This is a genomic window from Amycolatopsis vancoresmycina, from assembly GCF_000716785.1.
GTDB lineage: Bacteria > Actinomycetota > Actinomycetes > Mycobacteriales > Pseudonocardiaceae > Amycolatopsis > Amycolatopsis vancoresmycina.
This window is the reverse complement of sequence record NZ_JNYY01000009.1, coordinates 166,112-190,140: the sequence shown is the minus strand read 5'-3', so window position 1 is coordinate 190,140 and position 24,029 is coordinate 166,112. Positions and strand designations below refer to the sequence as shown.

Genomic DNA, 24,029 nt, shown 5'->3' with positions numbered 1-24,029 from the left:
GCCCCCGCCACCCGTGTCCCCCGGCACGATCGTGCGACTAGTTTATGGATCTAGATTTCCATAAACTGACGTTTATGGAAGCCATCGTGGCCGACCGTTACCCTGCTTGTCAACGACGGCTGATGGCAGCCGGGCCGTCGTCAACCGGCTTCGACAGGTGATGGGGGGGAGCGCCATGGCCACCGCGCCGGACCCACCGGCGTCGCTCGCGGCGCGCCTCGACCGGCTGTTCCAGGTCGTGCGGCCGGCGGGCCGGGGCGAGTACAGCTACGAGGAAGTGGCCTCCGCCATCCGCGCGCAGGGGGTGTCCATCTCCCACACCTACATCTGGCAGCTGCGCAAGGGCCTGCGGGACAACCCGACGATCAAGCACCTGGAGGGGCTGGCGAAGTTCTTCGGGGTGCGGCCGTCGTACTTCCTCGACGAGGACACCGCCGAGATCGACGCCCAGCTGGAACTGCTCGCCACCCTGCGGGACCGGTCGGTGCGGGCGCTGGCCCTGCGCGCCAACGGCCTGTCCGCGGCCGGGCTGCAGGCCGTCGCGGGCATGATCGAACACGCGCGGACGGTCGAGGGGCTGCCGCCCGCCGACGAAGAACGGTACCCGCTGGGTGACTAGGGAGCCGCCCGCGCGGAGCAACCGGAGCCTGTGGCGGGCGTGCCGGGCGCGGCTGCAGGACTTCCCCGTGCCCCGGCCGTTCTCCCTGCCGGCCCTGCTCGAACAGGTGTCCCGGAGCCGGGGGCGTGACCTGCACCTGCACGAGCTGCCGTTCCCGCCGGGACCGGACGTGCCGTGCGGGATGTGGATCGCCACCGCGCAGGCCGACCACGTGTACCACGCCACCGGCGTCAGCGCCCTGCACCGGCAGAACATCGTCCTGCACGAACTCGGGCACATGGTGTGCGACCACCGGGTGGACGAGCCGGACGCGGTCGCCGCGCTGCTGCCCGGCCTCGACCCGGCGATGGTGCAGCGCGTCCTGATGCGGACCCGGTACTCGACGCGGCAGGAGCGGGAGGCCGAGATGGTCGCGGCGCTGATCCTGGAGAAGGCCGGCTGGCCGTCGCCGCGGCCGTCGGCGCCCGGCGGTCCGCTCGACGAGGTGTTCGGCTTCCCGGAAGGGCTTTGACGTGTCGCCCGACCTGCCCGTGTTCACCGTGCCGGTGGTGTCGGCGGCCGCGCTGGGGGTGCTGTGGCTGGTCGTCATGACGGGCCTGCCGCGGCTGCTGGGGTCCGTCCCGCAACGGGCCGTGACCGCCTTCTTCGGGTTCCTCTTCCTGTCCGCGCCGACGTCGCTGCCCGGGGTGCGCCGCACGGTCGACTCGGTCACCGGCGTCCCGGACCTCGCCATCCTGCTGGGGCACCTGGGCACGCTCCTGGCGTTCATCGCCATCCTGGAGCTGGCGGCCGGCGTCGAGGGCGGGCGGCGGGTCCTGCTGCGGCGCGGGCAGCTGGCGTTCACCTTGGTGCTGACCGGCCTGGTGACGCTGTTCGTGTTCATCCCCCGCCGGCTCGACCAGCCCGACTTCGGGTTGTGGCAGGTCCGCCACCCGCTGGTGGTCACCTACCAGCTGCTGTTCCAGACGTGCCTGGGCCTCGGCCTGTCCCTCGCCGTGGCGTTCCTGGTCCCGAACTGGCGGAAGTCGCGGCGCGGGCCGTTGCGGACGGCGCTGCTCCTGTTGTGGCTGAGCGCGGCCGTCGGCCTGCTCTACGTGGCGAGCCGGCTGTGGTACGTCGTGGGCCACGGGTTCGGGTTCCTCCACCAGGTCGCGCGGCCGGTCTACGGGACGGTCACCTTCCTGCTCCTCTGGACGACGGTGGCGCTGGCCGGGTCGGCCGCGCTGGTCCGCGTCGGGTACGCGGTGACCCGGCACGTCCGCCACCGGATCGCCTACCACCGGCTGGGCGGCCTGTGGCGGACGCTCACCGAGGCCGTCCCCGGCACCGTGCTCGACCCCCGGTCCGGCCCGTTCCCGGCCCGCGCGTTCCGGCGGCGGCTGTACCGCCGGATCATCGAAATCCGCGACGCGCAGATGGAATTGACCAGCTACGTGCCGCCCGCGGAACACCAGGCAGCCGAAGCGGCGTTGCGCGGCCGCGAGGCGGCGGCGCTGGACGCCTGCGTGCTCCACCTCGGGCTGCGGTTCAAGGACCGGGCCACGCCTCACCCGCAGGAGACCCGCCCGCCCGCCCGCACCACCGACGGCTCCCTCGACGGCGAGCTGGCCGATCTGCTCCGGCTGCGGACGTCGATGGACGACCCGGAGGTCATCCGGGCGGCCGCCGGGATCCGGGAACCCGGTCGCTGACGGACAAGGACTCCGCGCGCAGGCACAAGGCGCGCGCGGCCCGCCCTCGCATACTTCCGGTTCAGGCCGGTGGATCGAGGAGCAGCCATGAGCCGAACCAGTGCCACCCAGGACGACCGCACCTCGCTCGCCGCGAACGTGCTCGGCGTGCCCGGCATCGTCTTCCTGGTGCTGGCCGCGGTCGCGCCGCTGACCGGGATGGTCGTGATCGCGGCCATCGGGATCGCCGTCGGCAACGGGGGCGGGATGGTGGCGGCGTTCGTGCTGGCCACCGTCGTGCTGCTGCTGTTCGCCGTCGGCTACGCGCAGATGTCGAAGGTCCTGACCAGCGCGGGCGGCTTCTACGCCTTCGTCGTCAAAGGCCTCGGCAAGACCATGGGCCTCGTCGCCGGGTTCGTCGCGATGCTCGGCTACAATTGCTTCGTCGCCGGTGCCATCGGCACCAGCGGGTTCTTCACCGGCACTGTCCTCAAGGACGTCTTCGGGCTCGACCTCGACTGGATCGTCTGGAGCGCGGTCTCCGTCGTGCTGGTCTTCCTGCTGAGCCGGCGCGGTATCGACGTCAGCGCGAAGGTGCTCGGCGTCTCGCTGGTCCTCGAGGTGTCGATCCTGCTGGTCATGGACTTCAGCGTGCTGTTCCGGCACGGCTTCTCGTTCGACGTCTTCCACCCGTCGGTGCTGTTCCAGGGCGCCGGCGGGCTGGCGTTGCTGTTCGCCGCCAACGCTTTCATCGGGTTCGAGGCGACCGCGCTGTTCGGGGAAGAGGCGAAGAACCCGAAGCGGACGATCCCGCGGGCGACCTACATCGCCATCGGCTTCATCGGGCTCTTCGCCGCCTTCACCACCTGGGCGGTGGTCACCGCCGTCGGGGTGGCGCAGGCCCAGGACGTCGCCGCGGCGCACCTGTCCACCGGCGACCTGGTGTTCTCGGTGTCGCAGGACTACCTCGGTGGCGCGCTGACCAAGGTGATGATGCTGCTGCTCGTCGTCAGCCTGTTCGCCGCGCTGCTGGCCCTGCACAACTCGGCCACCCGCTACCTCTACGCCCTCGGGCGGGTCGGTGTCCTGCCCCGGGCGCTGGGCCGCACGAGCGCCCGCACCGGCGCACCCCGGTACGCCGCGCTCGTGCAGCTGGTCTCCGGGTCGGTGGTCGCGCTGGTGTTCCGGCTCGCCGGGCTCGACCCGGTCGCCGACCTGACGGCCAGCATGACCGGCTTCGGCACGCTCGGCATCCTCGCCCTGCAGCTGCTGGCGGCGGTGGCGATCCTGGTCCACTTCCGCCGCACCCGCGACCGGCGGTTCGTGCGGACGCTGCTCGCCCCCGGCCTCGGCGCGGCCGGCCTGGGGCTCATCGTGACGCTGGCGATCCTCAACTTCCCGACCCTGGCCGGCTCCGGCAACGGCGTGGTCCCGCAGCTGCCGTGGCTGCTCCTGGTCGTCGCGCTGGCCGGCCTGGTCGTCGCCGCGTGGCTGCGCAAGCGCCGTCCCGAGGTCTTCCACGCACTGGACGCCGATCTCGAACGTTAGTGGTCCTGTAGGTAGATTTGCGGAACCGGTTCCACCCGGAATGTGCCACGCTGTTCGGATGGGGAGAACGGGACCGCTCGGCTTTCTCGGCGCCGACGTGCTGGTGAAACTGCTCGGGGCCTTGTGCCTGCGGCCGCGGTTCGGGGACCGCCCGCGGAAACTCGACGAACAGTGCCGGTGGACCGAATACCAGGACGAACGGTCCGAGCGGCGCGGGCTGCCCATGGTGTGCCTGGTCCGGCCGCCCGAAAGCGGCGAGGTGCTCGCCGCCGTCGCGGAACGGCTCCGCAACGCCAAACCGCAGGGCAGCATCCGGCACGCGCGCCCGGACCTCGCCGGGCACGAAGGGCGGGACGAGGCCGGGCCCGCGACCGCCGACTCCGTCACCGTCGTGCGTGACATCCTGCGGGAAGCCAGGAAGGAGCTCGGGGACAGCGCTTCGGCGCACACCAGCAGGCTGCCGTTCCCGCTGTTCGACCTCGTCTACTGGCTCATGCTGCAGGACTACGACGGCCGGGACGACCCCGACGGCGTGCTGCGGCGGGCCATCCGGCGGATCAGCCTCGCCGAGCGGTTCAGCTCGTCGGCCGAGGACGCCGTCAAGCAGCTGCCGGAGAACCAGGGCATCTGGAAGGTCTTCTCGCTGCTCGTGCGCGGGCTGACGCTGCTGACCTTCCGGATCGCCGTCACCGGGCGGGTGCCGGTGCTGTCCGGGCGGTACCGGTGGTTCCTGCGGCAGCCGCACCTCGCGCCGGAGATGTCCGGCAGCTTCGTCCGGTTCGCCCGGCGGCTCACCGAGGGGCAGTGGCAGGAGGAGGCCCCCGAATACGTCTGCCGCCTGCTGCTCAACGCCTTCCTCGAGGACCTGCGGCGCGCGTACCGGCTGCGGCCGTGGCGGGTGTGGCGGCGGCGCCGGATGACCTACCCCGTGCTGCTGCTGGACGAGGTGAGCGTCGGCAACGGCGGGTACCGGCTGCTGGAGCTGGTCAACTCCGTGCGCAACCAGGTCGGGCGGTTCGACCCGCTGCTCGTGGTCAGCGCCAGCCCCGCGCCGCCGCCGGACGCGAAACCGGCCGAACACCGCCCGCAGTTCCAGGCCGGGCAGGCGCAGGCCGCGTACGTGGCCTGGCAGAACCAGCTCGAACGCGACCGGCGGGAGCGGCGGCCGACCGCCTGGTACCTGCCGATCGGCGTCCGGCCGCCCGCCGACGCCGACGAGCCGCGCGTCCGGCAGATGCTGCAGACCCTCGGCAGCGACTACCGGTTCCGCCGTCAGGTCCGGCCGCCGTGGTGGGCCAGCCGGTGGACGCGGATCGGGGTGCCGGTCGTGGTCGTCGCGCTGGCCGCCGCGTTCGTCGCCTACCGCTCCCACGACACCTACGCCGGACACTGCGGCTCGGACAACCCCTGGCTGACCTGGACCGGCAGCGAATGCGTCGGCACCACGGACGGCGCCCAGGACGTCTTCCAGCCGTCGGACGCGACGATCCGGCAGGTCGAAGCGGTCGTGCTGGACCAGAACCACCGCGCGGAGCAGCTGCACCAGTCCCATCCGGAACGGCCGTACATCACCCTCGTCGCGCTCGAGGCGCTGACGTCGTCGAACAACCTCGCGGAGGGCCTGACCAGCGAACGCGAGTCGCTGGAGGGCTTCGCGGTCGCCCAGCTGCGGCAGCTGAACGCGCCCGGCTCGGCCGACCCGATCGTCCGGCTGCTCATCGCCAACGGCGGGCGCAACATGCGCGAAGGCGAGCGGGTGGCGAAGGAGCTGAAGCTGCAGGCCGAACAGGACAAGAGCATCGTCGGGGTGGCCGGGCTGGACCTGAGCAGCGCACCGACGCAGAAGACCATCGCCGCGCTGACCAACGCGGGCCTGCCGATGGTCGCCTCGACGCTGTCCGCGGACCCGCTGGCCGACCTCAACCCGATGTACTTCCAGGTGACACCGCAGAACCGGCGGGAGGCGGCGGTGGCGGCCGGGTTCGCCGGCCAGCTGCCGGGCCCGCGCACGGTCCGCGTCTACTACTCCGACGACGACGCCGACGTGTACAGCACCAACCTGCGCGACGACGTCCTGAAGTCCTTCCGGGACCAGCACTTCCAGGCCGAGGCGCGGGCGTTCACCCCGGACGGCGGGCTCGGCGGGGCGGCTTCGCACGTGCGCTACGGCGAGCCGCTGCTGGGCAACGCCGGCGCGGCGGGCCGGGACACCTGTTCCTACGACGGGATCGTGTTCTTCGCCGGGCGCGGCGTCCCCGACTTCGGCCAGTTCCTCAGCAGCGCGGCCCAGTGCGGCAGCCGGGCCACCGTGATCGGCGACGACGACGTCACGCGGTTCGTCGCCGACCAGGGCGAACGCCAGCGCAACCGGGCGCTGCCCTACTACTACCTGTCGTTCGCGACCTCGCCGGTCACCGAGCCGAGCGGCGCGGCCCTCGACTTCTACACGACGCTGGACCAGACGCTGTTCCCGTTCGAGCGGACGCCGGAGGGCCGCTCGTACGACGGCCACGCGGCCTTGGCCTACGACGCCGCCCAGGTGATGATCGTCGCGGCGGCGTACCTGCGCGAGACGGCGGCCGAGATCCCGGTGACGCCCGGCGCGATCTGGCGCGAGATCACGGCCATCCACACCTCGCGCCCGGGTGCGGGACAGGTCAACAAGTACCTCGAAGGGGTCACGGGGACGATCGACTACGGCGGCGACATCGGGCGGAACGTGCCGCAGAACAAGCCGGTCGCGGTGATGGGCGTGTCCGGCGGCGAAGTCGACAAGTCGGCCCACGGCTTCTGCGGTGCGGCCGACGGGCCGACGTCGGACACCTGGTGCCCGCCCGATCCGTGAGGCACCCTCAGTCGAAGCCGGCGGCGGCCTGGGCGGCTCGGCGCCGGTACCGCTCGTCGAGCCCCGGGTCCTCGGCCAGGGCGCGGAACGCGGCACCCGCGGTGTCGTCGTCGAGCGCGGCCAGCTCGTCGGCGGCGTCCCAGCGCAGGTCCCCGGCCAGCTCGGGATCCCGCACCATCCGCCACAGCACGGAATACGCCTCCGAGACGCCGCGGGCGGCTTGCTCGCCCAGCGCCGAACCCAGGCGGCGGAACCGCTGGGCCAGGAGCTTCCGGTAGGCGGCTTCGCCGTCGAGCACCACCGCGACGCTCCCCGCGTGCAGCCGTATCCCTTCGGGCAGGTGCCGGTTGCCGAGCACCAGGTCCAGGCCCTCGGACAACGCCTCGTCGTCGTCCGCCGGCATCGCCTCGGCCGCGTCGACCACGCTGTGCGGGTACTCCCAGTCGGGGAACTCCCGGCTGCGGCCGAGGAAACCGGCCGCCGCCGCGGCCGAAGCGCCCGAGCGGCCGCATTCCCGCATCGCCCGGATCCGCTCGAAGTCCGGCAGATCGGCGTCGGCCACCATCGCCAGCAGCCGGGCGATCCCTTCCGGGTGCCCGAGATCCCGCAGGGTGATCGCCGCGCCCCAGTGGTCCTCTTCGGACAGTGACGCGTCGCCGGTGATCTCGGCCAGCGCGGCGACCGGCCCGGGTCCGGCCGTCAGCCCGGCCGCCGCCAGCCGGCGCACCAGCCACCAGCCGCCGTCCGGCGAATACCGCACGAGGTGCTCGAGGAGGACGTCGGTGTCCTTCGCCCTCGCCGACCAGATGTCGGCCAGGAAGACGGGCACCTGGGAGAAGCGGAAGACCTGCGAGACATCGCTTTCGCCGGAGTCCGTGCCGTACTGGGCGGCGAGGGCTTCGAAGACCCGGTCCAGCGTGCGCCACCGGTCCGCGCCGGTGTCGCGGACCAGGCGGTCGGCGACGCGCCGGGCCGCGAGGTACTCCTCGAAGGTCGCGTGCGCGAACTCCAGGTCCCCCGCCGCCGAGACGACCAGGCCGGTCCGGCACAGCACGTCGTGCAGTTCGCGGGCGCGCACGCCGGGGTCGGCCGCGGCCGGTTCGAGCGGCGTGCCGCGGGCGAACTTGCCGGCCGCGGCGAGTACCGGCAGGTCCGGGCTCCGGAACAGCCGCTCGCTCGCGACCTTTTCCAGCAGCTGGACGACGTCGCGATGGGTCCGGCGTTCGGCGTTCGTGTACGCCCGGCCGGTGAAGAGCTTCCGCACGTACTGTTCGTAGAGATCGGACAACCGGCCGGGCAGCCGCCGGCCCGGGTTCTGGAGCAGCAGCCCGCAGAGCATCGTCGCGGCCAGTGGCTCGAGCAGCCAGTCCATGAAACCGTTGCGGCGCACGTGCGCGACCACGCCGTCGCCCAGCTCGGCCGCGCCCGCCACGCCGCGGAGTTCGAGCCACCGGCGGACGAACCGGCCGAGCGCGGGCACGTCGAACGGCCGGAGCTCGTAGCCCGCGAACCGGTTCCCGGCCGCCCGCAGGTCGGTGTCCGGCACCGGCCTGGTCGCCACGACGAAGCGGAGGAACGGGTGCCGCGCGCCTTCCGTGATCGCTTCGAGGGCCACCCGTGCCTCGTCGATCCCGGCGACCTCGTCCAGCCCGTCCACCAGGACCAGCCAGGTGCCGCCGGCCGGCGGGGCCGCGGCGAACGCGTCCGCCGGGAGGCCGGTCAGCAGGAACGACCCGAGTTCGGCGACCGCGCCGTCCCGGATCGCCGTGGCCAGCGGGATCCCGGCCCGGAACCGGCGTGCGTGCACGGGAACGGGCAAGCACGGCGCCGAGGCGTCCTGGTCTTCCGCGAGGGCGGCGGCGATCCGCCGGAGCAAGCTCGACTTGCCGCCACCCGGGCCACCGAAGACGACCAGGTGGTCGCTCGCGGCGAGCGCCTGGCGCCAGGTGCCGGGCCGCCCGGTGGACCGGTCGACCAGGTCCCGGTCGACGTACACCGCGCTGAGCGGCACGGTGTCCGCCGACAGCCCTTCACGGGAGACCACCGGGTGGCCCTCCGCCGCCCGGCGGACCGCGCGCAGGTAGTCGACGGCGTCGAAAGCGGCGCGTTCACCCAGGTTGACCACGCCGATGTGGCGGGCCTGCACCACGTGGCCCGCCACCGTCCCGCTGACGTGGTTGTGCACCCCATCGTCTGCCACGGCCACGCCCTCCTCCGCACCGCTGCCCCCTCATGGATACCACGGGGACGGGCGCGGCGGAGGGCCGCACTAGCCGAACGTCCACTGCTGGTTGCTGCCGCCGTTGCAGGTCCACAGCTCCACCGGGGCGCCGTCGGCCGTCGATGCTCCGGTCACGTCCAGGCACAGTCCTGATTGGACACCGGTCACCGTTCCGTTCGCGTTGACCGTCCACTGCTGGTTGGCCTGGCCGTTGCAGGGCCACGTCACCACCTTCGTGCCCGCGCTCGTGCCCTGCCCCGATGCGTCCAGGCACAGCGTCGCGCCGCCGAGGGTGGCCGTCAGCCTGCCGTCCGCCGTGCGGGTCCAGGTCTGGCCGGCCTGGCTCGCGCAGCCGGCGATCTGCAGCTGCGTGCCCTGGGCCGAGTTCGGGGCGGCCAGGCACTTGCCCGCGCCGACCGCGTGCACCGGCCCGGTGCCCGTGTTGCTGCCGCCGGTGCCGTAGGCGGCCGCGACGATGTTGGCCTGGACCGCGCTCTCCGTGGCGTCCGACGGGTAGCCCGACGTCATCACGCCTTCGTAGAACGTGCCTGCCGAGCCGATGCTGTTGTCGCCGCCCGTGCCGAGGATGATGGCGCCTTCCTTGCGCATCGCCACGGGCCGTTGCCGGCGCCGTAGCCCCAGACCTTGATGTTGCCGAAGTAGATGGCCTCCATCGTGCCGTTGCCGTTGTCACGGCTGTTGCGTTCGGCGTTGCCGTAGTCGAAGCAGCAACCGCCGTTGTAGTGCGTGCCGTCGAAAATGGCGTACATGCCTTCGGCCTGGTCACCGGTCGCGACGCCGTTGGTGTTGTTGTTGCGGTACCCGGTGCCGGGAGCCACGTAGACGCCGTAGGCCTTCTGGCCGCCGACCGTGGTCGGGGCGGCGGCCGCGTTCGCCAGGTTGTCGTAGCCGCCCGCCGCCGGACCCTGGAAGCCACCCGGCGGCGCCTGCGTGAGGTGGTTGTTCCGGCCGGACTGGTCGTAGATGACCGTGATCAGACACGTCGTCCCGGCGCAGAAGCTGTCCTGCGCCGCCGCGTTCGCCACTCCGCCGGCGCTCAGCACGCCGATGTCGCGCGTCGCGTTGTCCGACGCGCGCCGGACCTGGTAGAGCGAACCGCTGTAGGCGCCGTACAGCGCCCGCGTCGTCGAATGCGCGGCGACACAGGGCGTGCCGCCCGCCGCGTAGAGGTCGCACGGTCCCTGGGTGGCGGCCTGCGACGTCGTCGCCGTACCGGCCACCGCGCCCGCGGCGATCACCACGGCCGGCCACAGTCTTCTCCAGCGTGCCTTCATCGTCGAACTCCTTCGTCCGCCGCGGAGGGCGGCTAGTGCGATGACCGGATGCGTTCGCCGGCTCGGGGAAGGCCTGCCGCGGCCGGTCGTGAGTGAGAAACAGCGTTAGAACACTGTTTCTCACTCACGAGCCGGTGAGCCGCTAGCTCCGGGTCCACTTCTGCGCGGTTCCGCCGGTGCACGTCTGCAGCGTCACCGGGGTGCTGTTCGCCGTGCCGTTCCCGTTCGGGGTCAGGCACAGTCCCGATTGGACGCCGGTGATCGTGCCGTCCGCGGCCGCGGTCCACTGCTGGTTCGTGCCGCTCGTGCAGTCCCAGATGATCACCCGGGTGCCCGGGGTCGTGGCGGCGCCCTCGGCGTCGAGGCACTTGCTGCCGTACACCTGGATCTGCTTGCCGGAGGTCACCGTCCACTGCTGGTTGCTGCCGCCGTTGCAGTCCCAGAGCGTCACCTGGGTGCCGTTGGTCTGCGACACGTTCGGGACGTCGAGGCAGCGGCCCGCGGCGGTGTTGCGCAGCACCGACGTCGACCCGCCGCCCGAGCCGGCGACCGCGAGGTTGTCGAACTGCGCGGTTTCGCCCTGGGCCGTGCCGATCCCGACCTGGCCGGCCGGGAACGTGCCGTCGGTGACCGTGCCGACGACCGTGCCGTCGACGGAGGCCGTGATGGTGCTGCCGGAGAAGCCCAGGGACAGCTTGTGCCAGCTGTTGGTGCCGAGCGCGGTCGTCGTGCCGCTGCGCAGCTGCGTGTTCTGCTGGCTGGTGTTGTTGCGCCGCAGCGACCAGGCCCCGGTGTCGCTCACCCGCAGGTAGTACGCGTTGAGCGCGCCCTGGTTGCCGGTGTCCTGCGAACCGGCGTGGCCGAGCAGCTCGACGTACCCGGACTTCTCGAGCAGCACGTCGGTGCTGAGCGTGTAGCTGCTCCAGGCCACGTTGCCCAGCAACGCGTACGGATCGGTCGTCTTCTTCCACGGGATGGCCTTCTGCGTGGACGCCTGGCGCACGCACGTCCCGGCGCGGCCGGCGCCGCACGCCGACGTCTCGAACGCACCCTCCATGTCCATCAGGTACTTGGCTTCCTTGCCCTTGGCGTACCCGTCGAAGTCGTCGCTGTAGGGCAGGTTCAGCGAGCCCTGCGCCGGGCTGGTCGCGGTGCCCTTGCCCTGCCCGGTGGTGGTCGTGATCGTGTAGAGGTAACCGGGCTGGACGGTCAGGGAGTACGCCCCGCCGGACGGCGTGACGTCGGTGCTGTGCACGAAGTGGTCGCTAGCGTTGTTCGAGTTGAGGTTGGTCGCCCACACGTGCACCTGGCCGGTGGACAGCCCGCCGGTGACGTTCAGGTTCAGCGTCTGGGCCGAGGTGGCGTCCATGGTCTCGATGACCGTGCTGTAGTCGGAGTTGTTCGACGACTTCAGCGTGACGTAGCTGCCGTTCGAACGGTTGCCGCCGACGTAGCCGCTGGAGGCGTCGAGGTACTTCCAGCCCGGGGCGGTGAACTGCGTCGTGTGCGCCAGCGCCCACGCGTCCTTGCCGACCGAGTAGTAGCCCGACCACGGCTGGTTGGCGAGGATCAGGCCGACCGTCGGCCACGGGATGTTCGGCGTGACGGCGGCGATCAGGTCCCAGTTGAGGTACGCGGTCATCTTGCCGTCGAGGTAGACGCGGTTGATGCCGCGGGCCAGCGGCTTGGCGCCGTCGTTGTAGTCCTGGGAGCCGTTTTCGCTGGACCACAACGTCTTGCCGGTCGCGGTGACGTTCGACGGCACCCCGCACGACGTCTGCGCGCTGAGGTAGCCGCACGTGTAGTGGGCGCTGAGGACGTCGGTCGCGTTGCGGTAGGCCGCGTTCGTCGAGATCGCGCTCGCCGGCCCCCAGTCCCCCGGCCACGAGTCGCCGGAGATGACCTTGACGCTCGAGTACCCGTTGGCGTTGAGCGCGTTCCGCATGGTGACCGTCCAGTCGGCACTCCACTGCTTCTCGTTCTGGACGGTCGTGAGGTAGTCGATGGTCAGCCCGTGCTGCTTCGCGCAGCCCAGCCACGACAGGTAGTAGTCGGTGAGGTCGTTCGAGAAGAACGTGCCGTTGCCGATCCAGCCCGGCGCGCCCCAGGGCAGGCCGACGAGCTTGATGTTCGGGTTGCGCGCCTTGGCCTGCTCCATCAGCCACCACTCGTACCCGCGGTTGCAGTCGAGATCGCCGCGGAAGTGGGCGTGGCTGGGTTCGGCGCCGCTGGTGGAGTTCGTGTCCCCGCCCATCTCCACCTTGAGGATCTGCAGGGCGGCGCCGTACCCCGGTTTGAAGAGGTAGTCGAGGATCTGGCCGCGCTGCGGCTCCGGGTAGTCGATCAGCAGGCGGCTGTTGCCGCCACCGCCGCTGACCGCGCCGACGCCGTCGAAGGTGCGGCCCGCCGAGCCGCCGTCGAGCGTGATGGACGTGGCCGCCTGGGCGGGCGCGGCGGCGGCCACGACGCCGGCGGCGAGGACGACCGCGGCGACCGCGGCCGTGCGGAGTCTCCGGAGCAGGTTTGCGGGCATGGGAGTTCTCTCTTCCGACGGAGGGGTCAGGGGGTTCAGCGGTAGCCGGCCGCGACGACGTTCGCCTGCACCGCGGCTTCGGTCGCGTCCGAGGGGTAGCCGGCGACCATGGCGCCTTCGTAGAACGTGCCCGCGCTGAGGTTCGCCCCGCCGCCGGGCTTGCAGCAGTCCCCGCCGCTGCCCAGCACGATCGCACCCTGCTTCTTCATCGGGCTGTACCCGTTCGGCAGGCCGCCGTCCCACATCGTGGTGAGGCTGCCCGACTGGGCGTTGCTGCCCTTGAGGGCGAACCGGGACGTGCCGTTGTTCTTCAGCATCGCCGTGACGAACTTGCTCGGCAGCGCGCGCTGGTTCGGGTTCCACTGCTGGCTGCCGCCCGGGTACAGGCCCCATTCGAGGTCGGCCTGCACCCACGGGCCGCCGCCGCTGCAGCCGCCGAACCAGCACTCGGTGCCGAAGTTGATCGCGTCCATCGCCCCGGCCGCGTCGGCCTTCCGGGTCGTTTCGCTGTTGCCGTAGTCGAAGCAGCAGCCGCTGTTGACGTGCGTGCCGCTGGTCACCATGTACATGCCCTCGGGGGCGCTGCCGGTCGGGACGCCGGTGAGGTGGCCGTCGCGCCAGTAGCTGTTGCCGGGGTTGATGTACAGCGAATACGCCTTCGTGCCGCCGACCGTGAGCGACTCGGACGTCGCCTTCGCCGGGCTGCTCTGGCTGGAGCCCGGGACGACGCTCGAACCCTGGTACCACAGGTCGTTCCCGCGGCCCGACTGGTCGTAGACGACCGTGACGACGCAGGTGCTGCCCGCGCAGAAGGAATCCTGGGCGGCGGCGTCGGCGTTGCCGCCCGCCGCCAGGACCCCGATGTTCCGCGTCCCGTTGTCGGAGGAACGCCGGACCTGGTAGAGGTTGCCCGCGTAAGCCCCGTAGAGCGCCCGGACCGTGCTGTGCGCGGCGACGCAGGGCGTACCACCCGACGCGTAGATGTCGCACGGCGCCGTGCCGGACGGGGGCGGTGGCGTCGTCCCGCCGGTCCACTGCTGGTTGGTCCCGCCGTGGCAGGTCCACAGGATGACCGCGGTGCCGTTGGCCGTGCCGGCGCCGTTGACGTCCAGGCACAGTCCGGATTGGCCACCGGTGATCGTCCCGTCGGCGTTCTGCCGCCACTGCTGGTTCGCCCCGCCGGTGCAGGACCAGCTGATCACCGCGGTGCCGGGGGCGGTCCGGTTGCCGTAGGCGTCGACGCACCGGGTGCCGCCCAGCGTCCGCAGCTCACCGGCCGTGGTGAACTCGAACGCCTGCCCGGTCTGACCACCGCAGTCCTGGATCTCCAGCACCGTCCCGGGGGTGTCGGCGTTGCCCCGGACGGTCAGGCACCGCCCCGACGCCGAGCTCACCAGGGGCGCCGGGGCCGCCGAAGCCGGCGTCACCCCGGCCAAGGCCGTCACCAGCATCGCGGCCAGCAGCACGATCACGCGCACGGATCCTCCTCAATGGACGTCCACAAAAGACAGTTCAGGCCGAGTCCCGCAGCACCAGCCGGGTGTCGAGGACCGTGCGCTGCCGCGGGGCGGCGCCGGCGATCATGGCCAGCAGTTCGCTCGTCATCCGGGCACCCATCTCCTCCACCGGCTGGCGCACGGTGGTCAGCGGCGGGTCCGTCCGGCGGCTGATCGGCAGGTCGTCGAAGCCGATCACGGCGACGTCGCCGGGTACGTCCCGGCCCGCCCGGCGGAGCGCGCGCAGCGCCCCGACGGCCATCATGTCCGAGGCGGCGAAGATGGCGTCGACGTCCGGACGGCGGTCCAGCAGCCGGGCCGTGGCGTGCTCGCCGGACGCCTGCCCGAAGTCGCCGAACACCACGAGCCCGAGGTCGTGCCGGCCGCCGCCCACCATCGCCTGCCGGTAGCCGTTCAGCCGGTCCACGCCCGCGGTCATGTCCTGCGGCCCGGCGATGGTCGCGACCGTCCGGCGGCCCGCGTCGAGCAGGTGCCGGGTGGCCAGCCGCGCCCCGCCCTGGTTGTCGACGTCGACGTACGACAGCCGGCCCGATTCCGCTTGCCGGACCGGGCGGCCGCCGAACACCACCGGGATGTCGACCCAGTCCAGGTCGAGCGGGCGGCGGCCGTGCATGCCGACGACGAGCGCGCCGTCGACGTGGCCGCCGTCGAGGTACCGCAGCACCGGGCCCTGGTAGTTCTCGGTCGACGGCACGGTGAGCAGCACGAGCTGCATCCCGACCGCGGACAGTTCCCGGTCGGCGCCGGCGGCGATCCGCGGGAAGTAGGGATCGGTGAACAGCCGCAGGGCTTCCTCGCACACCACCAGCGCGATCGACCCGGTCTGCGGCGGGGGCGCCGCCCGCGCCGCGCGCTGGCGGGCGTAGCCCAGCGCCAGCATCGCGGACTCGACCTGTTTGCGCCGTTCCGGGCTCACCCGCGGAAAACCGTTGAGCACGCGGGACGCGGTGGCGGTCGACACCCCCGCCGCCCGCGCGACGTCGGCCAGGGTGGGGCGGAGATCGGATGACTCGGCAGCGGACACGATGGCACCTCCCAAGACGACTCTGTCCGGTGGGCACTTCCCAGGATATCGCTTCACAGCAAAGGAAAGGAGTGCCCGCCGGGCGCGTTCCCCGGCGGACACCCCCGGCTCACGCGCGCTGGAGCTGGAACCGCTGGTTGGGGTTGCCGGTGAACGTCCACTGGGAGATCCGGGCGCCGTCGGCGGTCGAGACTCCCCACACGTCCAGGGCCAAGCCGCTCAACCGGTTCACCAAGCTCACCGCGCCGCTACCCTGGTCCACCACGCGCCACTGCTCGGCGGTGGAGTTGGTGTCGGCCTGCTGGCTGATGTCCGCGCCGCTGTTGGCGTTCGCCGCCTGGAGCACCAGCCCGCTGTTGCGCGCCCGGACGCGGTAGTAGCCGTCGCCGGAATCCACGAAGTCGAACTGCTGGCTCAGGCCGCCGTTGGCCGATTCCTGCTCGATGAGCGCCCCGGCCGCCGTCGACGCGCCGGTGATCCCCACGAGCTTGCTGCTGTGCTGGGCGACCAGCTTGTAGTTGACGCCGGTCTGGACCGGCGGGTTCGGCGGCTGGGTGTTCGAGTCGAACTGCGTGATGAACTTCCACACCTCGCCCGAGGTCCAGGTCTGCCAGCCGTCGCAGGTGCAGCCGTCACGCGGGCCGGGGTCGTGGCCCGCGCCGTCGAAGGCGGCCCAGACCACGGGATAGCCGGCCCGGCAGCCGGAGTACGCGGTCACGATGTGGGTCAGGCTGCCGTTGGCCGGTTCCGGCGGGTTCTGCGGGGTGCAGCCGTTGTTCCGGACGAACTGGTCGCGCAGGGCGCGCCCGGACGCGATCGGCAGGACGTTGTCGCGCAGGCCGTGCAGGCCGATGAACGCGACGGGCTGGGTGCCGCCGCTGCAGCCGCTGAGGTTCGCGCCGGAGTAGACGGCGACCGCGCGGAACACCGTCGGCCGGGCGCAGGCTAGGGCGTAGCTCATCGCGGCGCCGTAGCTGAACCCACCGGCGAAGACCTGGGACGTGTCGACGCACAGGGCGCCTTCGAGCTGGCGCAGCAGGTCGTCGATGAAGGTGACGTCCTGGCCGCCGGGGTTGGCCCAGCCGTTGCCGTTGCCCTGGGGCGCCACGAAGATGGTGCCGTTGCCGGCGTTGTCCGCCAGCCGCCGGAGCCCGTAGTAGGACCAGTTGTAGCCGTCGGTCCCGCCGGAGTCGACGTCGTTGGCCGTCCCGCCGCGCCAGTGCAGCCCGACGAAGAGGCGGTACTGGTGGTTGTTGTCGTAGTTGTTCGGCACCCGCAGGATGTAGCTGCGGTTCTGGCCGCCGCTGGAGATCGTGTGGCTGCCGCTCGTCAGCCCGGGTGCCTTGCCGCAGCCCGGGGTGGCGGCCGCCGGGGCCGCCACCGGGGCCGCGGCCTGCGCGGGTGCCTGGCCGGCCAGCGCGAGCAGGGCCCCCGCCGCGAAGGCCGCGAACAGGGCCTTATACCTCACCATCACGTGGCTCCCTCTGGTCTTCGAACATCGTCGTTCTCCAGGGTCGGGTGGTTCGTCGTCAGTTCCGGGTCCACTGCTGGTTGGCCCCGTGGTTGCAGGTCCACAGGATCACCTTGGTGCCGTTGGCCGCCCCGGCGCCGGTGGCGTCGAGACAGAGTCCGCTTTGGACGTTCACGAGCGTGCCGTCGGTGCCGGCCGTCCACTGCTGCGCCGTCCCGGTGCCGCAGTCGCCGATGACCGCCCGCGCTCCCGGCGAGGTGCCGTCGGCGGTCAGGCACTTGCTGCCGTACACCGTCAGCTGCTTGCCGTCGGTCGTCGTCCACCGCTGGTTGGCGCCGCTGTTGCAGTCCCACAGCGCCACCTGCGTGCCGTTGGCCTGTGCCAGGCCCGGGACGTCCAGGCACCGGCCGGCGTTCGCGTTGACCAGCCGGGCCGCCGACGGCGGCGGGGTCGTCCCGCCGGGCCCGAGCGGGCAGCTCGCCTGGTACTTCGAGATGCCGCCGGTGTTCGACAGCGACGGGCACAGGAACCCCGAGTACCGCGTGTCGGCGTCGATGAACACCTTGAGCCAGACCATCATCACCCGGGCGAAGGCACCCGAGTTCCCACCGCCACCGCCGGCCGCGAAGCCGTGGCCCTCACCGGCGATCTCGGGGTAGGCGCGCGCGACGGTGGCCGGGATGGTGGCGTACGCGCTCGCCAGGTACGCGGGGGTGACCGTGGTGTCGGTCTGGCCGCCGAACAGGATCGTGGGAACCGTGGTGCCGCGCAGGATCCCGTCGGGCACGTATGGCGCCATGCCGACGGCGGTCAGCAGCGACGGCCGCCGGGTCGCCGCGACGAGCGCGCCCCCGCCGCCCATCGAGTGGCCGCCGACGGCGAGCCGGGTCCGGTCGACGCGGTCGCGCACCGGGCTGCTGGTCACCAGCCAGTCGAGAGCGGCGAGCAGCTGGTCGGCGCGGGCGTCGGCGTAGTCGCTCAGGCTGGTGGTCTCGATGCCGACCACGACGAACCCGAAGGAGGCCAGCCGCGGGCCGAGCCACCCGTACCAGCGCCACTCGGTCCCGTAGCCGGGTGCGATGGCGATGGCCCCGAACGTCCCCTGTGCGGTGTCCGTGGGGTAGTAGACGATCCCGCCGCCGAGCCCGTTGCCCTTCGGGATGGTCGTCTGCGCGGTGGCGAACGTGCCGTGGTCGGCGGCGATGCTCGCCGGCGTGGGGTCCGGGCCGCGCTGGTACGGGTTGTCGGCGGCCGAGGCGGACGGCACGGCCGCGAGCCCCAGCACGGTGCCGAGCACGGCCAGGAGCACCACCGCGCGGTGCCGGAAACGTCGCCACATCTCGATGTCCTCCTTCGCTCGTGCTCGGGGCGTCAGGCAGCCGGGGTGGTCCACTTCTGGTTCTGGCCGCCGGTGCAGGTGCCCAGCCGCACGGCCGTGCCGTTGCCGGTCGAACCGGCCGGGAGCTCCAGGCAGAGCCCCGACTGCGTCCCGGTGACGGTGCCGTCGGCGTTGCTGCGCCACTTCTGGTTGGCCCCGCCGTGGCAGGCCCAGATGATCACCGCGGTGCCGGCGCTGGTCCCGCCGCCTTCGGCGTCCAGGCAGCGCTGCGAGTCACCGGAGTAGACGGTGAACTCCCCGGCCGCGGTGGCGGACCACACCTGGTTGGTCCCGCCGTGGCAGTCCCAGACCTGCAGCCGCGTGCCCTGGGTCGTCGACTGGCCGGGGACGTCCAGGCACCGCCCGGCCGCCACCGAGCGCACCGGGCCGCCGGTGGGCGCCGGGTTCCCGCCGCTGCCGTCGAGGCCGAGGAACGAGATGGCGTAGCCGAGCATCCCGGTCTGCGGCAGGGTGTGGCCGGTGCCGGCGATCGTGATGCCCTCCACGGTGGCGTGGGTACTGGTGTCGCCGTAGCGGTTGCGGGTCCAGGACGACTGCGGGTGGTCGGTGAACGACGGCGTCTGGGTCAGCCCGTGCAGGGCGGTCCACTGCTTGATCTCTTCGCCGTAGTTCGGGTACGCCAGGGTGGTGTCGGTGTTCCCGTGCCACAGCTGCATCCGCGGGTAGCCGCCGGTGTAGCCGGGGTACATCGCGTGCGCCTGGTCCGCCCACTGCTGCGCGGACTTGATGACGTTCCCGCCGGCGCACTGGCTGTTCCAGAGCGAGCCGTCCGTCGTCGCGAAGCACCCGGCCGGCACGCCGGAGAACGCCGAAGCGGCGGAGAAGACGTCCGGGTACTCGGCGGCGAGGACGTTCGTCATCATGGCGCCGGAGGAGAAGCCGCTGACCACGATCCGCGCCGGGTCCACGTTGTAGTGCTGGCGGGTCCAGGCGACCATCGCCATGATGCCGGTGGAGTCGCTGCCGCCGTCGCGGGTCAGGCCGGCCTTCGTGGAGACGTCGAAGCAGTGGCCGTCCCGGGTCGCCTCGGGCACCACGACGAGGTAGCCGTACCGGTCGGCCGCCGTCGCGTAGTCGTGCCCGTTCCCGTTGAAGATCGCGCTCGCCGAGCCGCTGCAGTAGTGCACCAGCACGAGCAGCGCGGGCTTGGCCGCCGGCTTGTCCGGCACGTACAGGTACATGCCCAGGTTGGTCGGGTTGTTCCCGAAACCGGTGATCCTGGTCAGCGCGGCGGCCGCGGCCGGGCCGGCGGTCAGCAGGGCCGTCAGCGGCAGCAGGAGCAGCACGGCGAGCAGGGCGCGGACCAGGCGGCCGAGTGGCCGGCCGGTGATGTTAGCGCTCACATTCGACCGCGGGCGAGGCTCGCCGAGAGTACGAGACGGCATTGTCACGGGTACTCCACTTCCAGGGTGTGCGCACGGGCCGTGCGCTGCGAATTCGTTCAGTTACCGAACCAAACGGACCACAGCCAAGATAGGAGCGACCGGCCGCCGTGGTCAATGGCCGGTTTCCCCTTCAGGCAGCGGGAAACCAGCCCACGAGGAGACAAAAACCGGTTCAGTACAGGGAAAACGTCCGGCGTGCCACGGCGAGATCAGCTGACGAACAACCCGAATGGCCGGTGAAAGTTACCCACCGCAACGGATCCCGCGTTTCCGTCCACAAAGGATTGAGCGCAGGGGTGAACCCCCAGAGCCGGGCTCCGGGGATTCGCTCCCGCGCTCACTGGCCGAAGAGCCGCCGCTGGATCTCCCGCCGGTAGTCCTCCAGGGTGTTGTCGAGGTGGGTGGCGGCCGCCCGGGCCGCCGCTTCCGGGTCGCCGTCGCGGATCGCCCGGTAGATCGCGGTGTGCTCCTCGATCGCGCCCGCCGCGTGGCCGCCGACCGAGCCGGACATCCCGATGATGTTCGACTGCCGTTGCAGGCGGCGGGCTTCGCGCACGGCGGCGACGAGGAACTGGTTGTGCGACGCGGCGGCGATCCCGAGGTGGAACTCGTCGTCGCCGCGGTCGAACAGGGTGGACTCGCCGCTCACGTGCCCGTGCCGGCAGGTCTCGGCGGCGGCCTCGATCGCGCGCAGCTCGGCCGGGGTGGCGTTGGCCGCCGCCAGCCGGCTGGCCGCCGTTTCCTGGATCCGGCGGAACTCGAAGAGCATGTAGACGTGGTCGAGGTCGGCGGGCAGGAAGAACGCGCCCCAGGGCGAAGCACCGAGCATGCCCTCGTCGTCGGACACATACAGCCCACGCCCCTTGTGCGCTCGCACCCGGCCGAGCGCGGAGAGGATCTTGACGGCCTCCCGCACCACGGTCCGGCTGCTCCCCATCCGCGCCGCCAGCTCGTGCTCCGTCGGCATCCGGTCGCCGGGCCGCAGAGCCAGTTCGGCGATCAGCTGCAGGATCTGCTCGGCCACCACTTCGTAACCGGGCCGGTACGGGACAGGCGGTGCGACTTGCTCGTCACGGGTCACCGGATGAGTATGACTTACTGCTCACCGGAACAGCACCCTACTCCGCGGCCCCGGCCGCCGGTCAAGCCTTGTCGCCGCGGTGTGAAAATTTCATCCGGCGGGCGGCAAGCGGGGCAATGAGCAGGCACATCCTTGACGGCGTGCACCCGTGCTGTTCTCATGGATCACCGAGCCAGGGCCGGAAAACCGCCGCACAGCAGTGAAACTGTCGAAACGCGGCCGGACAGGCAGCGCTCGAATGAGTCGTACTCATCCTCAACCGGAATCGCCTGCCCCTGGCAGGGTGCCACGACGAAGTGGGGTAGCTGATGACGGGCAGGAACCGGGCGGCCGTCTTCGCCGGGGCGCTCGCCGTGGCCGTCGCCGCGGGCTGCGGCGGCGGGGGCGGCGTTTCGACGGCGCAGAACGGCTTCACGCCGGCGCCGCAAACCGGCGGCCCGCTGACGGTGTGGGTCGATTCCACCCGGATGGCCGCCGCCCAGCTGTACCAGAAGCAGCACCCCGAAGTGCCGCTCGACATCGTCAGCTACGACGGGGACGCCAACGGCTCCAACTACCTGCAGACCAAGGTCGGGCTGTTCAACCGGACCGGGAACGGCTGGCCGGACGTGGTGTTCAGCTCGCAGAACAACGAGGTTTCCTGGGCCCGCCAGGCGGGTTTCACCGCGCCGCTGGACAAGGACCTGATCCCGAAGTCCACTTTGGACCAGTGGGCGCCGGGTGCCAACGATCCGTGCACGGTGGACGGAACGCTCTACTGCCTGCGCAACGACCTTTCCCAGACCGTGCTCTGGTACAACGCGACGCTGCTCAAGCAGTGGAACTACCAGGTTCCCGCGACGTGGCCGGAGTACGAGGCGCTGGGCCGGAAGGTCGCCGCCGAACACCCGGGGTACCTGGTGGGCGCGGCGGGCGACACGTTCACGCCGGAGATCTACCTGTGGGCGAGCAAGTGCGGCGCCAACCGGATCACCGGGCCGAAGGCCGTCACGGTGACCGCCACCGAGCCGAACTGCACCCGCATGGCGCAGCTGCTGGACTCCCTCGTCAAGGCCGGCAGCATGTCGGCCGGCAGCGTGTTCAGCTCCGATTTCGACAAGAACTCCGCGGACAAGATCCTGCTGATGCCCGGCCCGTCCTGGTACGGCGGCGCGCTGTTCCAGGGCACCTTCAAGACCCCGAAGGGCCAGATCGCGGTCGCGCCGATGCCGCAGTGGCCCGGCGACCCGCAGCCGTCGGTGGGCAACGTCGGCGGCGGGACGTGGCTGCTTTCGGCGCACAGCCACCATCTCAAGGCCGCCACGGACTTCCTGGTCTGGGTGACCACCTCGGACGACTACCAGGGCAAGGTCGCCCCGGGCTACCCGGCGCACCGGGGCGCGGCCAAGACGTGGCTGGCGAACCAGGCGTCCTCCGGCTACTACGCCGGTGACATCACCGGGCCGCTGCAGACCGCGGCCGGCCAGGTCTGGCCCGGCTGGGGTTACGGGCAGTTCAGCCAGGAGGCGATCTGGGCGGCCACGGTCACCCCAGGCCTGACGGCGGGCAAGAGCATCGTGTCGCTGCTTCCCGCGTGGCAGGACGCGATCGTGAACCACGCCCGGTCCAACGGGTACCAGGTCACGCAGCAATGAGCGCGCCGGTCGCCCGGCACCGGGCGGGCTACGGCTTCGTCGCCGCCTACCTCGTGCTGCTGGTCGCGTTCGGCGTCGTGCCCACGGGCTACGCGATCTCCTTCGCCGTCTCCGACGCGGGCGGCCGCTTCACCGGGCTCGCGAACTTCGTCACCGCCGCCCGGGACTTCCGGTTCGGGGCCGCCGTCGGGCACGTCGCGGTGTACCTGCTGCTGTGGCTGACGACGCTGGTCGTGTTCGTGGTCGGGCTGGCCCTGCTGCTGCACCGCCTCGGCACCCGCCCGGCCGGCAAGGCCCTGCGGTTCCTGTACTACCTGCCGGGCGCGCTGGCCGGCGCGGCGAGCGTGCTCGTGTGGCTGTTCATGCTCGACCCCGCGGTCAGCCCGGCCGGGTTCCTGCTGCGGGCACTGGGGTTCGAAACTTTCGGCGAGGTCGTCGCGCCGGACCACCTGCCGGTGCTGTTCACCCTGATCGCCTTCTGGACCGGGGCCGGCGGCTGGATCGTCGTCATGTACGGGGCGCTGAACACCATCTCGCCGGACGTCCTCGAGGCGGCCCGGATCGACGGCGCCGGTGCGTGGCAGACCGCGTGGCGGATCCAGCTCCCGTTGCTGCGCCGGTGGATCGTCTACCTGGTGATCCTCGCCTTCGCCGGGGGCACCCAGCTGTTCGTCGAACCCCAGCTGCTGTCGCAGGCCAGCGTCGGGGTGGCCGGGCGGGACTACTCGCCCAACCAGCTGTCCTACGACTTCGCCTTCCAGAACAACGACGTCGGCACCGCCGCCGCGGTCTCGGTCGAGCTGCTGGTGGTCAGCCTCGTCGTCGCGGCCGTGTTCGTCACCAGGTCGAGGTTCTTCGATGCGGACTGACGTCGAACGGCCGCCCGTGACGGCCCGCGTGCCCGCCCCGGCGAAGCCGCGGCGCCGGCGGCCCAATCCCGTGCCCGGCCTGGTGCTGGCCCTGTTCTTCCTGTTCTTCGTGCTGCCGGTGCTGTGGCTGGTGCTGGCCGCCACGAAGACCGACGACCAGCTCGTGCACGGCCACCCGCTGTCGGCCGGCTCGTGGCGGGCGCTGGCCGCCAACTGGGACACGCTCACCGCGTACCAGGGCAACGCGGTCTTCCGGTGGCTGGGCAACTCGGCGCTGTACTCCTTCTCCGCGCTGGCGATCACGCTGTGCGTGGCGATCCCCGCCGGGTACGCGCTGGCCAAGACCGCCTTCCGCGGACGGCGCGCGCTGCTCGTCACCACCCTGGTCGTCATGCTCATGCCGAACGCGACCCTGGTGGTGCCGCTGTTCCTGGAGCTCAACACCGCCCACCTGATCGGCACCATGTGGTCGATCGTGCTGCCGTACGCGTTCTACCCGTTCGGCGTCTACCTCGCCTACCTGTACTTCACCACGGCGGTGCCGGACGAGCTGCTGGACGCCGCGCGGCTCGACGGCTGCACGGAGTTCGGCGTGTTCCGCCGGGTCGCCCTGCCGCTGGCGTTGCCGGTGGTCGCGCTGGTCGGGTTCTTCAGCTTCGTGGCCAACTGGACCAACTACTTCCTGCCGTACGTGATGCTGCCCGAAAGCGACGGGTTCCCGGTCCAGGTCGGCCTCGGCACGCTGCTGAACGACGTCCCGCAGTTCAACCCGACGGCGGGCGGCCTGGCGGTCGAACGCCCGGTGCTGGCGCTGGCCACGCTGCTGGCGATCACCCCGGTGCTCGTCGTCTTCCTGTTCTCCCAACGCTTCCTGGTCACCGGCATGCTCGCCGGGGCCACCAAGAACTGACCCCCGCA

Annotated in this window: 16 protein-coding genes and 1 pseudogene; 8 read left to right on the top strand and 9 right to left on the bottom strand. The window is 71.7% G+C overall.

Going from position 1 to position 24,029, the window contains the following annotated elements; translation table 11 throughout:
• The first annotated feature begins 175 nt into the window (after window positions 1-175).
• From OO60_RS23365 to OO60_RS23345, 5 genes are all read left to right on the top strand, one after another.
• Window positions 176-619 carry a helix-turn-helix domain-containing protein gene (locus OO60_RS23365; RefSeq protein ID WP_003057892.1) on the top strand — a complete coding sequence of 148 codons (444 nt, stop codon included), beginning with the start codon at window positions 176-178 and terminating at the stop codon, window positions 617-619.
• Entirely contained in the window at window positions 612-1,130 is a 519-nt protein-coding gene (locus OO60_RS23360) for a M48 family metalloprotease (RefSeq protein ID WP_063749410.1), read from the top strand. Before OO60_RS23365 ends, OO60_RS23360 begins: the two co-directional genes overlap by 8 nt.
• A gap of 1 nt (window position 1,131) precedes the next feature.
• Window positions 1,132-2,310 (top strand): MAB_1171c family putative transporter, encoded by a 1,179-nt coding sequence (locus tag OO60_RS23355; RefSeq protein ID WP_003057898.1) that lies wholly within the window; start codon window positions 1,132-1,134, stop codon window positions 2,308-2,310.
• Window positions 2,311-2,397: 87 nt separating this feature from the next.
• On the top strand, window positions 2,398-3,837 hold the full coding sequence (locus OO60_RS23350; RefSeq protein WP_033262088.1) for an APC family permease: 1,440 nt from the start codon (window positions 2,398-2,400) through the stop codon (window positions 3,835-3,837).
• A gap of 58 nt (window positions 3,838-3,895) precedes the next feature.
• On the top strand, window positions 3,896-6,682 hold the full coding sequence (locus OO60_RS23345; protein ID WP_051767745.1) for a type 1 periplasmic-binding domain-containing protein: 2,787 nt from the start codon (window positions 3,896-3,898) through the stop codon (window positions 6,680-6,682).
• A 7-nt stretch (window positions 6,683-6,689) separates the two neighbouring features.
• Here OO60_RS23345 and OO60_RS23340 read toward each other — a convergent pair whose 3' ends face one another.
• The 9 genes and pseudogenes from OO60_RS23340 to OO60_RS23300 form a co-directional block, all read right to left on the bottom strand.
• Window positions 6,690-8,882 carry an NACHT domain-containing protein gene (locus OO60_RS23340; protein WP_155848812.1) on the bottom strand — a complete coding sequence of 731 codons (2,193 nt, stop codon included), beginning with the start codon at window positions 8,880-8,882 and terminating at the stop codon, window positions 6,690-6,692.
• Between the two features lie 69 nt (window positions 8,883-8,951).
• Window positions 8,952-10,198: pseudogene (locus OO60_RS44660) on the bottom strand (arabinofuranosidase catalytic domain-containing protein).
• A 142-nt stretch (window positions 10,199-10,340) separates the two neighbouring features.
• On the bottom strand, window positions 10,341-12,731 hold the full coding sequence (locus OO60_RS23330) for a ricin-type beta-trefoil lectin domain protein (protein WP_033262087.1): 2,391 nt from the start codon (window positions 12,729-12,731) through the stop codon (window positions 10,341-10,343).
• A 35-nt stretch (window positions 12,732-12,766) separates the two neighbouring features.
• Window positions 12,767-14,209, bottom strand: a complete 1,443-nt coding sequence (locus OO60_RS23325; RefSeq protein WP_004560475.1) for an arabinofuranosidase catalytic domain-containing protein — start codon at window positions 14,207-14,209, stop codon at window positions 12,767-12,769.
• A 34-nt stretch (window positions 14,210-14,243) separates the two neighbouring features.
• On the bottom strand, window positions 14,244-15,272 hold the full coding sequence (locus OO60_RS23320; RefSeq protein ID WP_004560476.1) for a LacI family DNA-binding transcriptional regulator: 1,029 nt from the start codon (window positions 15,270-15,272) through the stop codon (window positions 14,244-14,246).
• A gap of 109 nt (window positions 15,273-15,381) precedes the next feature.
• On the bottom strand, window positions 15,382-16,743 hold the full coding sequence (locus OO60_RS23315; RefSeq protein ID WP_004560477.1) for an RICIN domain-containing protein: 1,362 nt from the start codon (window positions 16,741-16,743) through the stop codon (window positions 15,382-15,384).
• Between the two features lie 58 nt (window positions 16,744-16,801).
• Window positions 16,802-18,082, bottom strand: coding sequence for an RICIN domain-containing protein (locus tag OO60_RS23310; protein ID WP_004560478.1), 1,281 nt, complete (start codon window positions 18,080-18,082; stop codon window positions 16,802-16,804).
• Between the two features lie 32 nt (window positions 18,083-18,114).
• Window positions 18,115-19,485, bottom strand: a complete 1,371-nt coding sequence (locus tag OO60_RS23305) for an extracellular catalytic domain type 1 short-chain-length polyhydroxyalkanoate depolymerase (protein ID WP_209441396.1) — start codon at window positions 19,483-19,485, stop codon at window positions 18,115-18,117.
• 379 nt (window positions 19,486-19,864) lie between these two features.
• Window positions 19,865-20,608 carry a FadR/GntR family transcriptional regulator gene (locus OO60_RS23300; RefSeq protein WP_004560480.1) on the bottom strand — a complete coding sequence of 248 codons (744 nt, stop codon included), beginning with the start codon at window positions 20,606-20,608 and terminating at the stop codon, window positions 19,865-19,867.
• 308 nt (window positions 20,609-20,916) lie between these two features.
• Here OO60_RS23300 and OO60_RS23295 point away from each other — a divergent pair, with 308 nt between their 5' ends.
• The 3 genes from OO60_RS23295 to OO60_RS23285 are packed head-to-tail and all read left to right on the top strand — an operon-like array spanning window position 20,917 to window position 24,021.
• On the top strand, window positions 20,917-22,242 hold the full coding sequence (locus OO60_RS23295) for an ABC transporter substrate-binding protein (protein ID WP_004560481.1): 1,326 nt from the start codon (window positions 20,917-20,919) through the stop codon (window positions 22,240-22,242).
• The gene (locus OO60_RS23290) at window positions 22,239-23,111 is read left to right on the top strand and encodes a carbohydrate ABC transporter permease (protein ID WP_004560482.1); all 873 of its coding nucleotides are present in this window, start codon (window positions 22,239-22,241) and stop codon (window positions 23,109-23,111) included. The genes OO60_RS23295 and OO60_RS23290 overlap by 4 nt, the downstream gene beginning before the upstream one ends.
• The gene (locus tag OO60_RS23285; RefSeq protein ID WP_004560483.1) at window positions 23,101-24,021 is read left to right on the top strand and encodes a carbohydrate ABC transporter permease; all 921 of its coding nucleotides are present in this window, start codon (window positions 23,101-23,103) and stop codon (window positions 24,019-24,021) included. The genes OO60_RS23290 and OO60_RS23285 overlap by 11 nt, the downstream gene beginning before the upstream one ends.
• The last annotated feature ends 8 nt before the right edge of the window (window positions 24,022-24,029 follow it).

Coding starts and splice junctions, on each gene's coding strand:
- OO60_RS23365 (WP_003057892.1), top strand. CDS start 176: ATGGCCACCGCGCCGGACCCACCGGCGTCGCTCGCGGCGCGCCTCGAC.
- OO60_RS23350 (WP_033262088.1), top strand. CDS start 2,398: ATGAGCCGAACCAGTGCCACCCAGGACGACCGCACCTCGCTCGCCGCG.
- OO60_RS23345 (WP_051767745.1), top strand. CDS start 3,896: ATGGGGAGAACGGGACCGCTCGGCTTTCTCGGCGCCGACGTGCTGGTG.
- OO60_RS23330 (WP_033262087.1), bottom strand. CDS start 12,731: ATGCCCGCAAACCTGCTCCGGAGACTCCGCACGGCCGCGGTCGCCGCG.
- OO60_RS23315 (WP_004560477.1), bottom strand. CDS start 16,743: ATGGTGAGGTATAAGGCCCTGTTCGCGGCCTTCGCGGCGGGGGCCCTG.
- OO60_RS23310 (WP_004560478.1), bottom strand. CDS start 18,082: ATGTGGCGACGTTTCCGGCACCGCGCGGTGGTGCTCCTGGCCGTGCTC.
- OO60_RS23295 (WP_004560481.1), top strand. CDS start 20,917: ATGACGGGCAGGAACCGGGCGGCCGTCTTCGCCGGGGCGCTCGCCGTG.
- OO60_RS23290 (WP_004560482.1), top strand. CDS start 22,239: ATGAGCGCGCCGGTCGCCCGGCACCGGGCGGGCTACGGCTTCGTCGCC.
- OO60_RS23285 (WP_004560483.1), top strand. CDS start 23,101: ATGCGGACTGACGTCGAACGGCCGCCCGTGACGGCCCGCGTGCCCGCC.